Origin of the sequence: Bacillus cereus (assembly GCF_002577405.1) — a bacterium.
GTDB lineage: Bacteria > Bacillota > Bacilli > Bacillales > Bacillaceae_G > Bacillus_A > Bacillus_A cereus_AU.
On sequence record NZ_NULR01000001.1, the window covers coordinates 443,274 to 459,637 of the forward strand.

A 16,364-nucleotide genomic window follows, 5' to 3' on the forward strand; every position below is an offset into this window, starting at 1 on the left:
TCCTTTCTAATTTGTCTGTACACCCCATGTATCGATAGCGAGGAGAACCGCTGCAAGAATTGGTTCATACATACTATTTGCGTCTTTTAATTGAACGTGTAATGCTTGTATATTTTCCTTGTATTTACTCATAATTGGTTCACTATCTTGCTCATTTGCATTTGCAAAAAACTCGAGTAATAGTGGTAAATAATCTGGTAGTTCTTTATCCGTTACTTCAAAACCAGATTTTTTATAATGCTGTTTTAACTCTAGTAATTCAATACCTCTTTCTCTTTGTTCACCGGTGTTCATATACGTTAAATACATATTAGTCTTTTTACCAAAATCAAATGTATATACGTAACTATCAATAAGTTGATCGTTCGTTTTATCTAGCGCTTGTTTTATAAATTCTGTAAGTGAAGTTTTAACTTCTTCCTGTTCAATCGCTTCAATCTCTTCTTGTAATTCTGTTACAGCTTCTCTCCACCCTAGTTCAGGGTAGGAGAGAAGAAAAGAAGAACAAGAAAAAGCAGTTTGTAAACTTTCTTTCATAATTTTCTGCCCCCTTTATTTAAGAAATCGTCATACAAGAGCCTGGACCACCTGTGAAGGAAAGGCCACAGCTTCCTTGTTCGTTATATAAATCTGCAACTTGTTCGCGGTGAGACGTCGGGATAACGAAGCGATCTTTATATTTTGCGATAGCAAGAAGACGATACATATCTTCTACATCCTGTTTCGTTAAACCAATTTCTTTTAATACTGCTTCATTTGGTTCTTTATTAATTTGCAGTGCTCTCATATGTGTTCGCATGACAGCCATTTTTTTCAATGTAAGACGAATATGTGATTCATCTCCTGCAGTGAGTAAATTCGCTAAATATTGAATTGGAATACGCATATTATCGATAGCAGGGAAAATCGCTTCTGCTTGCCAGTTACTTCCTTTTCCTTCCACCATATTCATAATTGGGCTAAGCGGCGGGATATACCAAACCATTGGCATTGTACGGTACTCTGGATGAAGAGGTAGAGCGATTTTCCAATCGATAATCATTTTATAGATTGGCGACTCTTGTGCCGCTTTAATCCATTCTTCAGGAATCCCTTGTTTTTTCGCTTCCGCTGCTACTTCTGGATCATTTGGATCTAGGAAAACTGTAAGCTGAGATTCATATAAATCTTTTTCATTTTCAACAGAAGCCGCTTCTTTTACTTTGTCAGCGTCATATAGCATTACCCCAATATATCGAATACGTCCTACACATGTTTCAGAACAAATTGTTGGCATACCAGCTTCAATACGTGGGAAACACATTGTGCATTTTTCAGCTTTATTCGTTTGCCAGTTAAAATACACTTTTTTATATGGACAAGAAGATACGCAGAATCTCCATGCACGACATGCATTTTGATCCACAAGTACAATCCCATCTTCTTCACGTTTATACATCGCACCAGATGGACAAGAAGATACGCAAGATGGATTCATACAATGTTCGCATATACGTGGTAAATACATCATAAAGACATTTTCAAAATCCGTTTTAATTTCTTCTTCCATTTTCTTTACGTTCGGATCTTGTAATCCTGTTATATGTCCACCAGCTAAATCATCTTCCCAGTTTGGACCCCATTCAATTTTGTCGATAAATTCGCCTGTAATTGCTGATTTCGGACGAGCAACTGGCTGATGCTTACGCTGCGGACTATTCGTTAACGTTTCATAATCATAGTTCCAAGGTTCAAAGTAATCATCAATTGTTGGTTGATCTGGATTGTGGAAAATATTCATAAGACGCTTCATTTTCGAACCGGATTTCAGCTGAATTTCACCATTTTTCAATTCCCAGCCACCTTTGTATTTCTCCTGATCTTCCCATTGTTTCGGATAACCAATTCCAGGTTTCGTTTCTACGTTATTGAAGTACATATATTCGGCACCTGGACGATTTGTCCAGGTGTTTTTGCATGTTACGCTACAAGTATGACAGCCGATGCATTTATCTAGGTTCATTACCATTCCGACTTGCGCTTTAATCTTCAAGCCAATCTACCTCCTTCAGTTTGCGAATTACAACGTTTAAGTCGCGCTGGTTTCCAGTCGGACCATAATAGTTAAATCCATAACTTAATTGACCATATCCACCAATCATATGTGTTGGTTTCACGTGAATTCGAGTTGGACTATTATGCGTTCCCCCTCGGTTACTTGTTAATTTCGTACCAGGTACGTTAATGTGGCGATCTTGCGCATGGTGCATAAATGCCATTCCTCTCGGTATACGGTGCGTTACAACAGCGCGCGCTACAACAACACCGTTACGGTTAAAGCACTCGATCCAATCATTATCTGCAACGCCAGCTTCTGCAGCGTCCTCTTTATTCATCCAAACAGTTGGACCACCTCTAAACAGCGTTAACATCGGTAATGAATCGAAATACATACTATGAATCGACCACTTATTATGCGGTGTTAAATAGTTTAGTGTAATCTCTTTCCCTTCTACTTCGGGCCGTGATTTACGGAACGGTTTATGTTGCAGAATTGGTTTAAATGTTGCCATCGTTTCACCAAATTCTTTCATCATGTCATGGTCTAAGTAGAAAGATTGTCGACCAGTTATCGTTCTCCAAGGGATAAGACGTTCAACATTTGTTGTGAATGGTGAGTAACGACGTCCACCTTTTTCAGAACCCGTAAAAGCAGGAGAAGTAATTACCGTTTTCGGCTGTGCGGTAATTTGTTCAAATGTGAAGCATTCTTCTTCACGTTCTTCTGCTAAATCACGTAGTTTTAAATCTGTTTGTTTTTCAAGTGCTTCCCATGCTTTTACAGCCATATGACCGTTAGTTGTAGAAGAAAGTGTTAATACCGCCTCAGCAGCATTAATTGCTTCTTTTATATCTGGGCACCCTTTCGCAATAGAATCCGTTCGTACAACTCCTAATCGACTCTTTAATTGCTCATATTCTTTTTCTGCAGACCAAGAAATCCCTTTCGTACCAATCGGTTGCTTTCCGGTATTTGGTCCTAGCGCAGTCATTTTGTCATAAATCGTTTTATAATCCCTTTCGACAACATGAATTTGTGGCATCGTTTTACCTGGGATTGGTTCACACTCACCTTTGCTCCAATCTTTAATCTTACCAAGTGGTTGCGCTAATTCTTGCGGTGTATCGTGAAGAAGTGGCGTTGCAACAACTTCTTTCATTGGCTCAAGATTGATTTTCTTCGCTAAATCTGACACAGCTTTAGAAAGAGCGGTGAAAATATCCCAGTCAGAGCGTGCTTCCCACGGTGAACCGATTGCTGGATTAAATGGATGCACAAATGGATGCATATCTGTACTACTTAAATCGTGCTTTTCATACCAAGTTGAAGCAGGTAAGACGATATCAGAATAAAGCGCTGTTCCAGCCATACGGAAATCTAAATTAATGAGTAAATCTAACTTCCCTTCTGGAGCTTCTTCATGCCACTTAATTTCTTCTGGTCGTAATGAATCGCTATCGTCATTCATTAATCCGTTTGTTGTACCTAATAAATGTTTTAAGAAATATTCGTGACCTTTACCGGAACTTGAAATTAAATTTGCACGCCATACGAATAAGTTGCGCGGGAAGTTGTTTTTATTATCAGGATCTTCAATCGCAAATTTCAGTTCTTTTTCTTTTAATTTTTGTGCAACGTATTTTCCGATTTCTTCTTGCGTTGTTGCACCGGCAGCAACAGCCTCTTTATATAATTCAATTCCATTTTTCTCGAATGTTGGATATGAAGGCAACCAGCCAAGTCGTGCCGCTAATACGTTGTAATCACCGTGATGTTGATAACGAGAGTTACCTTCAATTGGTGATGCTAAATGCCCGACAGGTGTATCTTCATAGCGCCATTGATCTGTTACGAAATAGAAGAAAGATGTACCGTTTTGTAATTTTGGTGGCCCTTGCCAATCTTTTGCCATCGCGATTGTTTGCCAGCCTTCTGCTGGTCGTAATTTTTCTTGACCAACATAATGCGCCCAACCGCCGCCATTTACACCTTGTGCTCCAACGAGAAGAACAAGATTTAATACTGCGCGATAAATCGTATCAGAGTTAAACCAATGGTTAATACCGGCTCCGACAATAATCATCGAACGACCATTTGTATCAACAGCATTTTGTGCGAACTCACGAGCAATTTGAATAATAAGCTCTCGCTTCACTCCCGTCATTTTCTCTTGCCAGGCAGGTGTAAACGGTACGTCATCATTGAAATCTTTCGGTTCTTGTCCCCCAAGCCCTCGGTTCACGCCGTAATTTGCTAATGTTAAGTCGTATACAGTTGTAACGAACACTTCGCCTTCTTCTGTCATAACTTTTTTCACTGGAATTGTACGTTCTAATATTGTATTTCCATCATCAGAAAAGTACGGAATTTGTACTGTTCCAACAGCATCTTCCATTCCAAGTAAAGAAAGACGTGGATCAATCTTTTCACCTGTTTGTTCATCTTCTAAACGTAAGTTCCATTTCTTTTCGTTATCCCAACGTGACCCCATTGTGCCGTGAGGTGTTGCAAAATCATTCGTGTTCTCGTTCCAAAGAACAGGCTTCCATTCTCCTAACTGTGTTTCACGTCCGATATCAGAAGCATTTAAAAATCGATCCGCAACGAATTGATCTCCTTTTTGTTTCAATGTGACAAAGAAAGGAAAATCAGTATATTGCTTCGCATACTTTGTGAAATATTCCACTTGATTATCTACGTAAAACTCTTGTAAGATTACGTGCCCCATTGCCATCGCAAGTGCACCGTCTGTACCTTGTTTCACACTAATCCAATCATCCGCAAACTTTGTAGACTCAGCGAAGTCAGGACTCACAGAAACAACTTTCGTTCCTTTATATCGAACCTCAGCTAAAAAGTGAGCATCTGGTGTTCTCGTCATCGGTACATTTGAACCCCATGTCATAATGTATCCAGAGTTATACCAGTCACTACTTTCTGGTACATCTGTTTGATCACCCCAAATTTGCGGAGAAGCTGGTGGTAAATCTGCGTACCAATCGTAGAAGCTAAGCATTGGCCCACCCATAAGTTGCATAAAACGGCTACCTGCTGCATGACTTAACATCGACATAGCTGGAATTGGTGAAAAACCAACATTTCGGTCTGGACCGTATTTAATTACTGTGTAAAGTAATGAAGCAGAAACGAGTTGTAATACTTCATCCCAATTCGCACGAATGAATCCCCCTTTACCACGTGCCTGCTTATACTTACGTGCTTTTTCAGGGTTTTCCACAATGCTTTTCCAAGCATCTAGTGGTGACTTGTGATTTTGTAGTTCCTCTTGCCACATACTCCAAAGAACACCACGTACATACGGATATTTCACACGAAGTGGACTATAAATGTACCAAGAAAAACTCGCCCCACGCGGACAGCCTCGTGGTTCAAAATCAGGCATATCAGGACCTGTTGTTGGGTAGTTAAGCTCCTGTCCTTCCCATGTTACAATTCCATCTTTCACATAAATATTCCAACTGCATGAACCAGTACAGTTCACACCGTGTGTAGAACGAATTACTTTATCATGCTGCCAACGCTTTCTGTACACATCTTCCCATTCACGATCTTCATATGTTTCTTGTGTATGATTATCGTTATAACGATCTATTGGTGAAAAATATTTTAAACGTCTCATTAGTGCTGAAGGTTTCTTCTTCATACTGTTCACTCCTTTAATACGTCTCTCTTACATACCCTTACTATAAGAGAGGTTGTAAAATACAGATGTGACATTTCGCACAGTTCAAGAGATTGTCAAAAATTCTTGAGAAAATATGAAAATGTGAAAATCAAATCATTGTGGGGGTTCACATCCTCCACTGACTGTTAAATTCCTTCTTCTCTTCTACCAAAGTTTAAGATGAAATACAGATAACGATGAGCACGCAAAATATTTCTTATATAATAGAGGTATTAATTTAGAATTAGTTGTATTTGATATACCTAAATCGTTAAATGTATTTAAAAATGAAAATGCAATACTTTAAATCAAACTCACTAAACCAAGGGGAACTGTCCTGAGTATAGTTGAACCAAAAAACGCCAGTAAATTCTTATGAGTTGCCAGCACCTTGGATCGAATGAAGAGAAGAATACGCCAAGAATGGCAAGATTATAAGATAATATTAAAAGGAGGCTATTATGATATTAGAACCGCTTTATGCAGAAAACATTATAGTAGGTGTCATATATACAAATGAGTTTAGGTGGTATGTAACAGATAAAGAACTATGGTTTTTAGATTATGATAAATTAGATCATGCATATAAAAATTTAAGTGTAAGCATTGAAGATAATGAGGAAATGGAAGAAAGAAATGGAATACAAGTATTAAATAATGAAAATGTAGAAGTATTTTTACTAAGGATTAATCAATATAAAACAACTAACGAGGAATTAAATTATTTACTACTTGAAAATATTAAAAGGAAAAATGCAGGAGAAGATCTATTAGATTTTAGTCCAGTCTTATTAATTAACTTTGATAATAAAATACTATATTCAATGTTTCCAGAACCGGCATCATACGAAAACTATGTACCAAAAGATTGGGTTGGTACATATGAAGATTTCACTGAATTCATACCTACATCAGAGAAATATTGGATAGATAAGTTTAATAATAATCTACTTTTACTATAATTCAAGTAGGACAAGAGTGTTGATAGTATAAGAACTTCTTACCTTAATAGAGCTTATGAGATTAATGGGGAAGTAAATAGAGTCCCTAAAGCCAGAAATAAAGGAGTAAAATAGTCATGAAATATCCATATAGTTTTGAAGTACTTAACAGTAGAGATTTAGTTATGAGACTTCCTCAAGAAATTAAACTTGTTGAAACTTTTTTAGGAATTGAAGTTTCAGCCTTTGGAGATTGGATTTTAGAAGAAATACATAGTGTTTTAAACGGAGAAAAAAATTATGTAGTAGTAAATGGCAATATTTGCGGTTTAGAAATTCGGAACGATACAACTACTGTGTTAGACAATTTAGCCGAAGATGGTAAAGGAGAATATTGTGAGATTGAAACAATGGAATTGGTAGAATTAATTCATATTTGGTTAGATAAACGAAAAGAATATAAGAAAGATAAAGGATTTTAAATAGCTGGCCTCTTAATGAAGTCGACTTTATTTATTACTCATATAAATTTTAATCACAAGGCGTATGATATATGTTTCCAACTTTACGCGTAGGGTTCCCTACGCTATTTATTTTGCTCATCGAAGTCACTCCTTCCTTCCCCTCCTCTATGTTTTACCGACAATACTAGTCTATATCAAAACATATTTCACATAAAACTAGAAATCATTATTTACCGTATTGCCCTTAGTTAAGGAAACAATTATACTAGATGTAATCGGAATAAATAATCTGAATATTCTTAGAATTTAAGATAGGAGTTTGACTACTCGTAAATAGAGGGATACATTCTATTTTCCACTAAATAGATTAGAAAACGATAATAAAATTAGGAGGATTACGATGCCCCAGCTTGATTCGTTACATCCCATTATAGAAAAAATAATCAACAATATTGAAAAATTAATGGTCGGAAAACGAAAAGAAACGATTTTAACCATGACTGCTCTCTTAGCTGAAGGTCATGTACTATTAGAAGATGTTCCTGGTGTCGGGAAAACGATGCTAGTACGTGCACTTTCTAAATCAATTGATGCTGATTACAAGCGAATTCAATTCACACCTGATTTACTACCGTCAGATGTAACAGGTGTTTCTATTTACAATCCAAAAGAGCTCCAATTTGAGTTCAAGCCTGGACCAATTATGGGGAATTTTGTACTTGCTGATGAAATTAATCGTACATCTCCAAAGACACAATCCGCCTTACTTGAAAGTATGGAAGAAGGCAATATCACAATAGATGGCATTACAAGACCGTTACCAAAACCATTCTTTGTAATGGCTACACAAAATCCGGTCGAATATGAGGGAACATACCCTTTACCAGAAGCTCAGCTCGATCGTTTCTTGTTGAAGTTAAGAATGGGATATCCTACACCAGAAGAAGAATTTGAAATTTTAAACCGGATGGAAAAAACAAGTCCACTCTCCCATTTACAAGCTATTACTACAATAGAAGAATTACTTTATTTACAACAAAGCGTACGGGAAGTAAGCATGGACAAAGGGATCAAACATTACATTGTAAAGCTTGTTAATCAGACTCGTTCTTATAGTTCTATACAGCTAGGTGCAAGTCCACGCGGTTCAATTGCTTTAATGAAAGCTTCACAGGCTTATGCATTCATCCATGGCAGAAATTATGTTATTCCAGACGATGTTAAATTTTTAGCTCCTTACGTTTTAGCTCACAGACTCATTCTAAAAATGGAAGCAAAATTTGAAGGAATAACAGGAGAACAAGTTATCGCAAAAATCGTTGCACGAACTGCCGTTCCGACTCAAAGGACGATGAACCTTTGATGAAACGAATACTACGAGTACTATATCACGTTACCAAGCTATTACTAATCCCTTTATGCCTAGTCTTAACATTTGTGTACGCTATGCTTCAAGGAGGATTTGTAAGTTGGTTTTTGTTTTACAGTACGATTCCTATTGGCCTTTACTCACTACTACTCCCCTTCTACGCTTTACGGGACACTGAAGTAAAACGAATAACAAATCAAAATGAGTATGTAGCAGGAGAACCATTTTTAAGCACGATTACAATAAAAAGAAAATTTCCTTTTCCCTTACTTTATTTAGTTATAGAAGATGAACTGCCTTCACAATTTACAAGTTGTAGACAAACAAAGACGAATAAGGTAATACTCTTTCCAGGATTGAAACGAAACATTTCGTTTCAGTATGTTATTGATACAATCCCTAGAGGAGAACACACTTTTTCAAGCGTACGTGTCAAAACTGGCGATCTATTCGGTATGATAGAGAAAGAAGTAACTTTTTCAGTTCCAGATATATTTTTAGTCTATCCCCAGTATATAGATATAACGTATCGACAATTGGAAAATCATTTCGAACAAGGAGCCCTTTCAGCAAATATAAATTTAGCAAAAGACTCTACAATCTCTGTCGGTGTCAGAGAATATAAACCTGGTGACCGCTTTTCATGGATTGATTGGAAAGCAACTGCACGAACAAACAATATTATGACGAAAGAGTTTGAACAACAGCGCAGCCATAATATCATGATATTCATGGACAGAACTGAGTCCCCCCTATTCGAATCAGTCGTAACGTTTACTGCCTCTATTGTGAGGGCTGCTTTGAAGCAAAATTCACCAGCGTCATTCGTGTCTGTCGGAAAAGAACGAACTATTTTCCCTTTAGACAATGGAGATGCTCAGTTGCAACAAATCTTTTGTCATTTAGCGAAAGTACAAGCAGACAGTGTATTCCCGCTCTCTCAAAGTGTAGAAATAGAATTAAGAAAAATTTATGAACCAGTAACAATTATACTCGTGACAAGCGATCTTTCTCCCGATATTCAAAAGGCTGCTGATTGTGCTGCTATAAAAAATAGAAAATTAATGGTGTTTGTCGTGAAAGAAAAAGCGAACCAACTCTCACATCGAGAACTAAGTATACTAGAAACTCTACAAAAACGAAAAATATTTGTAAAAGCGGTTTATGAAAACCGGTATACAAACGTGTTTTTTGAGGTGAGCAAATGATAACATTACAAACAAAATACCAATGGGATATGAACAGATTCTTCATGCATGTATGTGTATTTCTTCTTTTACTAGAATGGCTAAGACCCCTTATAGGTATTACAAACGTAGGCAGATTAGATGTTTTTGTACTATTTATAGGACTTTGCTTCGCTCTCTCTTTTTTTCAAACAAGGTGGCAGATTCCAATAAAAATCGTCACGATTTTATTCATCATTCATTCCTTATATTATAAAAAAGCTTTTATAAATCCATCTTGGCTATCAACATTTTTTTCTGATATGTCTCGAAATTCCTCTCTGTTTTTTCAGGGAAATTTACTAGATATTTCACCAGTTTTTCCAACAGTTTTATTTTTTCTATCATTTTGGTTTTTAAGTTCTTTCACCTCTTTTTGGATGATTCGTAAAAAACGTGGGTTGTTATTTTTTGTATTAACTATTATTTATATCGTAACTTTTCATAACTTACATTTATACAATGCAAACTACGCTATCATTCGTACTGTTGTCATCGGCTTTTTTATGCTTAGTCTTCTTCAAATTGAACGAATAAAAGAGATGGAACACTTACAAAATTATGCTAGAGAAATCTCAAAATTACTTAAACCTCTTACACTATTTATTGTATTGTCAGCAACCATCGCATACTTTGCGCCAAAATTTGGTCCTCAATGGACAAACCCAATGGATTTTTTAAAATTCAACACATCCGAAACAAGTAAAGAGGCAGAAGAAGTTTCTACAGTTGGGTATGGTTTAGATGACTCACAATTAGGCGGTCCCTTTCAGGCAGATAATACAATTGTTTTTACAGCACAAACGCAAAACAAACAATATTGGAGAGTAGAAACGAAAGATTTTTATACAGGAAAAGGATGGGAAGTTTCTGAAAATCCGAAGAAGGTTTCTTTTAAAAATAAAAACGACGTCGTAAGTTGGTACGAACAAAATACAAAAACGGAGACAACCGAAGCAACAATCACCATGCAAAAAAGTGTCCCTCACCTTACCTATCCAGCAGGATTAGTATCAGTTGAGGCTTCTTCTGATGTATCATATAACGTTGACCCATTTTCAGAAAAAATCTATACGATGCACGGAGACTCTTCTACTACTTTAAATTCGTATAAAGTAACATATGAGCTCCCAGAGTTTCCCATAGAAAACTTGAAAGCTGTAAAAACGAATGAAGGTCATGAAACAAGTTCTTATTTCATGACAAAGTACACTCAACTTCCCGAATCATTACCGCAACGAGTAAAAGACTTGGCTGCCAATCTTACAAATGATAAAGACAACCGGTATGATAAAGTATTAGCTATTGAAAAGTATTTCACAGACAACTCTTTTGTATATGAAACAACGAATGTCTTATTTCCTGCCAAAAACCAAGATTATGTAGATCAATTCCTTTTCGATACGAAAAGCGGCTACTGTAATAATTTTTCGACGTCTATGATTGTACTACTTCGTTCTGCCGGGATTCCCGCCCGCTGGGTAAAAGGATTTACAGAAGGAACTCTTGATAATACAATTGCTAATGCAGAAGGTGAGAATGTTTATAAAATCGCGAACAATAACGCTCACTCTTGGGTCGAAGTATATTTCCCGGGATACGGATGGATTCCATTCGAACCAACAAAAGGATTTACCAATCCCTATAATTTCACAAATAATACTCCTGCTCCTACTTCACAAACTAGCGAAGAAACTAATTCTCAAAACGCGCAAATGCAAGAGCGGAACAATGAAGCAAAGCTCAAAAATTTAATAGAAGATACAGAAGAAACCTCTACTAAAAAGATTACACATTCTAAAAGTAGGTTTTCTTGGTGGTACGTCTTCCTCTCTACGATACCGATTAGTATTATAGGATACATTCTCTTCACCACTAGAATGAAATGGATTACTTTTTTTATTATTCATTTCTATAAATACCGAAAAGATGATGCTGTTTATCAAAAAGCTTACGATGCACTTTTAAAACAATTTGCGAGAATCGGTATACCACGAGGGGAAAGTCAAACATTCCGAGAATACGCTCTCCACATCGACACACTTTACAACTCGGCCGATATGCAACAACTTACTTTTAGTTATGAGAACGCTATGTATCAAAAAGGACAGGTCGCAGCAGAATGGAAGAAATCCGTACACCTATGGGAAGTGCTTATGAAAAAAGCAGCTTCTCCGCCTAAATCAAATGACTCCCATTCAGTGATTTAATCTTGCTAATATGAGTTGAAAGAAAACGCCTCAAAGAACTGCATTGTTCTTTGAGGCGTTTTTTAATAAAGTGAAACTCCTAGTTATTCTCCAAGTACCTTTTCAATCTCAACCTCTAAATCCACTGGCTTCGTCTGCGGTGCAAAACGCCCTACTACTTTCCCGTCTTTTCCAATTAAAAACTTCGTAAAGTTCCATTTTACTGCTTTCATACCGAGTAAACCTGGTGCTTGTTCTGTCATGTATGTATACAGAGGATGAGCCTTGTCACCTTTTACATCAATCTTAGCAAACATCGGGAAGTTTACACCGTAGTTTAACTCACAAAAACTAGTAATATCTGCTTCTGTACCTGGTTCTTGTCCTCCGAATTGATTACAAGGGAAACCGAGTATTTCTAATCCTTGGTCTTTATATTTATCATATACTTCTTGTAATCCTTTATATTGCGGTGTAAAACCACACTTGCTAGCTACATTTACAATAAGAAGTGCTTTTCCTTCGTAATCTTTTAACGATTTTTCTTCACCCGTAATTATTTTAGCTGAAAAATCATAAATTGTCATTGTTCCTGCCCCTCTCTACACTATCATTCTATGTTTATACTATACTACATTCGTGAATATACGGCTCTTATTACATACTTACACACCGAAATGATAGCGCTTTATTTTTGTTCAAAAATTCGACACAAACTACTAGACTTTTATGATGGAAAGTTTTACAATTAAATTGTGAACAAAATGTGACAGTTGATATTCCATTATAAAAGAAAAGGATGGTGTTCGTTATGAAAACTGCACAACGTGAAACGATTTCAAATCGAGAGTTTTATTTCGTACTATATATGATGTTATTGTATGTTACTGGTTGGGTAATCGATGTGAATGGTTTATTCTTAAGCTCCTACTTTAATTTAGCAGGAGAGATTATGCTTCCATTAGTTGGCGGGCTTGTTGGACTGTTCGTAATGTCTATTAATAAAGAACAAACGAAATAACAACATTAGAAAAAAGGCAGAAGACGAGGTTCGTTTTCTGCCTTTTTTCTTTTTTAGCGTATAATAGAAACATGCAGTATATAAGGAGTGGTAAATATGAAAAAAGTAGAGCAATTATCTTCTCACCTATATCTTATTGATGATTTCGATTTACAACATAATGAACGAACTGGTACGTACGTTTTATTAGGTGATGATATTACTTTAATTGAAACTTGTGCAGCCCCTTCTCTTCCGTATATTTTAGATGGCTTACAACAATTACATATTGATTTAAACGATGTAAAAAACATTATCGTTACACATGTTCATTTAGATCACGCAGGAGCAGCTGGTTTAATGATGGAAAAGTGCCCAAATGCTACTTTATATGTGCATTCTCGCGGTGCTCGTCATATGATTGATCCAACAAAACTCATTTTAGGCGCAAAAGCTGTGTACAAAGAAGATTTCGATAAACTTTTCGATCCAATTCTTCCTATAGAAGAAGAACGTGTTCACATTGTCCAAAATGGTGATACGTTAAAAATTGCAGAAGACCGCACCCTTACATTTTATGATACGCCAGGACATGCGAAACACCATATTAGCATTCATGATTCATTAACAAACGGTATTTTCACTGGCGATACAATTGGAATTTACTATAGAGAGCTCGCAGACCTTGGTGTAGAGTTATATCTACCATCAACGTCCCCTTCACAATTCCAACCAGATGCGATGATCGCTTCTAAAAATCATATTCAAAGTATGAATGTAGATACTATTTATTTCGGCCATTATGGTGCATCATCCAATGTTACAGAAGTATATAACCAACTGGAACATTGGCTACCTATTTTCGTTCATACTGGTAAAGAGATCTTTGAACAGTATAATGATTTCGATGAGGCGACTAAGGCTTTACAAACTGTATTAATGGATAAAATCTCTTCTCATCTTACAAAATTAAACATCCCATCCAATCATTCTGTGTATAACATTTTACATCTAGATATAGAAATTAGCGCGATGGGCATTATTGATTATTTCACGAAGCAAGAGAGATCCAAATCCACTATTAACTAACAGTAAAAGAAGAGATATACAACATTCGTTATTGTATATCTCTTCTTTTTTTGAATATATTTTTAGTAAAGGATGGTGGAATGCAATGCAAAAAGTAATGCTATACCTCTGCTTTACATTATTTATCGTCTTATTATTGTTTGTCGGAGTAAAATTTCAATTTTATTTAGATACAGATGCGCAGGTGAACTTTAACATTTATCCAAGGCTATTCTACTATACACTCTTTCCTCTTGTAGTCGGCATTTTATTACGATTCCTTCAATCCATTAATCGTGAAACGAGTAAACAAAACTGGAGCTTTCAACCAGATAAATTTATCGCTATTACAGTGCCTACACTATTTATTTCTTTTTCTCCAGCTCTACTCTTTTCACCACTTGGCGAATACCTACCTTATTTAACTAATATTATTCTTGTGAATACAACTTTCGTTACTATAATTAGCCTAATTGCGGGTTATTCACTATTAGATTGTTTTATTCAAAAGGACAATGCAAATATGAAAGAATATAACTGATGACAAATTTTTTAATGTCGTTGGTTACGGCGGTTTATTTATTAGTGCCATATTACTTATAAGGGGCGCTATACATCCGGTAAGGAAATTTAAATAATAGCAAAACGATTATGAAATCATGTAGATTTTATAATCGTTTTTTATTGTTCATATATTTAATTGGCAATAGGAAATTTATGTTAAACTAAAGAAAGTCGTGCACTAAATCAAAATACATTTCAAACAAGGGAGACTTATTATGAAATTAGGGACTTTCTCGTTTCTAACGTTTATCGCAAGTATATGTTCTTTCTTTGTTTTAAGAGGACCTAATGCAAATTTAACATTAATTATTGTGCTTCTAAGTATTCTTTCATTACTCGGTATTATTTTTGCGATCGCATCAAAGAATTGGCTATTTAAAATAGTTGGTACGACATTAAATGGAGTAATACTAGTATTTGTATATTTCTTATTGCTAGCAAAAGGAATAGGTGGTTAATATATTTACGTTTCAATACAGAAAGCTCACAGCTAGAGCTGTGAGCTTTTCTACTTATCGTACCTTTTCGTCTACATATTCCATAAACTGCTCCGCTTTAATAAATCTTTCTTTGTATGCCTCAGGTACTTCTTCTACTTTCATTCCACCAGTTGATTTTATTTTTACTTGTACTATTTCATATGTCATTAAAGCTTCCACATAGCGATCAAACTCTTCTTGTGTTAATACTTCTTTACTAGATTTATGACCATTTAACTTATCAAAGTATGGTTGAAGGCCCATACTTACCTTTTTCAATTCTTCTCTTTTCACTGGCGATAATTGATCATAATCAATATTACCGTTCGAATCTCCATACTCAAGCTTTGCATTTGTTAATTTCTTTAGTTCTTTTGTAAACTCTTCATATTCCTTCGTACCCATTTCATCTTTCGCTTCTGACAATTTTGCACTAAAACGCATGTACGCCTCTAATGTCATCGTTCCAGCATGTTTTTTTAAGTTTTCAAAAGATCCATATATACCATCTGCCATAATAGATTGATAAGCAAAACCGGTCGTAGGGATTAAAAATGCTGCTGCAAGCACTCCTGCAATAAGGCGCTTCTTCCTTTTATTTCCCTCGCGCCTCATTTTTATTTGAACGATTACTTTTTCTTTTAACTCCGGCGGGGCAACAATCCCCTTCGCTTCTTCTTGTATAGATTCTCTAACTCTACAATCTAAACTCATTTCACATTCCCTACCTCTCCTAAAAAGATTTTCTCTACTTGCTCCTTTTGACGTAGTTTCTTTAATGCCGAATGAATTCTAGATTTCACAGTACCGATTGGAATATGTAATATTTGCGCTACTTCTTCTTGTGAGTAATCGTGTAAGTATCTTAAAATAATAACTTGTTTCAATTTATACGGTAATTTATGAATAAGTTCGATTAGTTTTTGATTTGATATTTTACTTACAACATCATTAGAAAAATCAATTTGCACTGGTTTTCTTTGCTCTTCTACTTTTTTTACAATTCGTAGTCGCATCCACCTCTTTCTTCTATAAGAATGAATTTGTTTAATCACAAGTCCAATTAGCCAAGGACGAAATGGCTTCTCACAATCATACTTACGAAGCGATTCATATAGCTGTATGTATATTTCTTGAACGACATCATCTACGTCTGTTTTATCATCTATTAAGAAATGTGCTGTTTTATATACTTCTTGAATCGTTTTATCATACAATTCGCTATACGCTTCTTTATTGCCCGATAAAATTAATTGGATTAAATCCATATACACTGTTTCATCCTTCATATACCATCCCTCCTTTGTCTTACACTATATATTGGCAAGTAATTGATAT

At 35.8% G+C, this 16,364-nt stretch carries 15 protein-coding genes; 9 read left to right on the forward strand and 6 right to left on the reverse strand.

Annotation, left to right across the window (positions count from 1 at the left end):
- Positions 1–6: 6 nt before the first annotated feature.
- Genes narJ through COC96_RS02330 form a run of 3 tightly spaced genes read right to left on the reverse strand, consistent with a single transcriptional unit; the run spans position 7 to position 5,705 of the window.
- On the reverse strand, positions 7–537 hold the full coding sequence (gene narJ, locus COC96_RS02320; protein ID WP_098768226.1) for a nitrate reductase molybdenum cofactor assembly chaperone: 531 nt from the start codon (positions 535–537) through the stop codon (positions 7–9).
- A gap of 19 nt (positions 538–556) precedes the next feature.
- Complete coding sequence (gene narH, locus COC96_RS02325; protein ID WP_098768227.1) at positions 557–2,032, reverse strand: nitrate reductase subunit beta; 1,476 nt, start codon at positions 2,030–2,032, stop codon at positions 557–559.
- Positions 2,022–5,705 (reverse strand): nitrate reductase subunit alpha, encoded by a 3,684-nt coding sequence (locus COC96_RS02330; RefSeq protein ID WP_098768228.1) that lies wholly within the window; start codon positions 5,703–5,705, stop codon positions 2,022–2,024. Before COC96_RS02330 ends, narH begins: the two co-directional genes overlap by 11 nt.
- A gap of 482 nt (positions 5,706–6,187) precedes the next feature.
- Between COC96_RS02330 and COC96_RS02335 the strand changes: the two genes are divergently transcribed.
- The 5 genes from COC96_RS02335 (at position 6,188) to COC96_RS02355 (ending at position 11,936) form a co-directional block, all read left to right on the forward strand.
- Entirely contained in the window at positions 6,188–6,688 is a 501-nt protein-coding gene (locus tag COC96_RS02335; protein ID WP_098768229.1) for a hypothetical protein, read from the forward strand.
- A gap of 116 nt (positions 6,689–6,804) precedes the next feature.
- Positions 6,805–7,149 (forward strand): hypothetical protein, encoded by a 345-nt coding sequence (locus COC96_RS02340; RefSeq protein WP_098768230.1) that lies wholly within the window; start codon positions 6,805–6,807, stop codon positions 7,147–7,149.
- 382 nt (positions 7,150–7,531) lie between these two features.
- A complete protein-coding gene (locus COC96_RS02345; RefSeq protein ID WP_098267598.1) occupies positions 7,532–8,494 on the forward strand; it encodes an AAA family ATPase in 963 nt (320 codons plus the stop codon).
- On the forward strand, positions 8,494–9,708 hold the full coding sequence (locus tag COC96_RS02350; protein ID WP_098267599.1) for a DUF58 domain-containing protein: 1,215 nt from the start codon (positions 8,494–8,496) through the stop codon (positions 9,706–9,708). Before COC96_RS02345 ends, COC96_RS02350 begins: the two co-directional genes overlap by 1 nt.
- On the forward strand, positions 9,705–11,936 hold the full coding sequence (locus COC96_RS02355; RefSeq protein ID WP_098768231.1) for a transglutaminase TgpA family protein: 2,232 nt from the start codon (positions 9,705–9,707) through the stop codon (positions 11,934–11,936). The genes COC96_RS02350 and COC96_RS02355 overlap by 4 nt, the downstream gene beginning before the upstream one ends.
- Before the next feature lie 83 nt (positions 11,937–12,019).
- Here COC96_RS02355 and bsaA read toward each other — a convergent pair whose 3' ends face one another.
- Positions 12,020–12,502 carry a glutathione peroxidase gene (gene bsaA / locus COC96_RS02360; protein WP_098768232.1) on the reverse strand — a complete coding sequence of 161 codons (483 nt, stop codon included), beginning with the start codon at positions 12,500–12,502 and terminating at the stop codon, positions 12,020–12,022.
- Between the two features lie 224 nt (positions 12,503–12,726).
- On the opposite strand from bsaA, the gene COC96_RS02365 reads away from it, so the two are divergent.
- The 4 genes from COC96_RS02365 (at position 12,727) to COC96_RS02385 (ending at position 15,005) form a co-directional block, all read left to right on the forward strand.
- Positions 12,727–12,936 (forward strand): DUF3925 domain-containing protein, encoded by a 210-nt coding sequence (locus COC96_RS02365; RefSeq protein WP_097903230.1) that lies wholly within the window; start codon positions 12,727–12,729, stop codon positions 12,934–12,936.
- Positions 12,937–13,032: 96 nt separating this feature from the next.
- Positions 13,033–14,004 (forward strand): MBL fold metallo-hydrolase, encoded by a 972-nt coding sequence (locus tag COC96_RS02370; protein ID WP_098267602.1) that lies wholly within the window; start codon positions 13,033–13,035, stop codon positions 14,002–14,004.
- A gap of 85 nt (positions 14,005–14,089) precedes the next feature.
- Positions 14,090–14,524: a hypothetical protein gene (locus tag COC96_RS02375; protein WP_098267603.1), complete on the forward strand. Its 435-nt coding sequence runs from the start codon at positions 14,090–14,092 to the stop codon at positions 14,522–14,524.
- A 238-nt stretch (positions 14,525–14,762) separates the two neighbouring features.
- Complete coding sequence (locus COC96_RS02385) at positions 14,763–15,005, forward strand: hypothetical protein (RefSeq protein WP_098267604.1); 243 nt, start codon at positions 14,763–14,765, stop codon at positions 15,003–15,005.
- 54 nt (positions 15,006–15,059) lie between these two features.
- On the opposite strand, the gene COC96_RS02390 is transcribed toward COC96_RS02385, so the two are convergent.
- Positions 15,060–15,740: a DUF3600 domain-containing protein gene (locus tag COC96_RS02390; RefSeq protein WP_098768233.1), complete on the reverse strand. Its 681-nt coding sequence runs from the start codon at positions 15,738–15,740 to the stop codon at positions 15,060–15,062.
- Positions 15,737–16,315 (reverse strand): sigma-70 family RNA polymerase sigma factor, encoded by a 579-nt coding sequence (locus tag COC96_RS02395; RefSeq protein WP_098768234.1) that lies wholly within the window; start codon positions 16,313–16,315, stop codon positions 15,737–15,739. The genes COC96_RS02390 and COC96_RS02395 overlap by 4 nt, the downstream gene beginning before the upstream one ends.
- Positions 16,316–16,364: the final 49 nt, after the last annotated feature.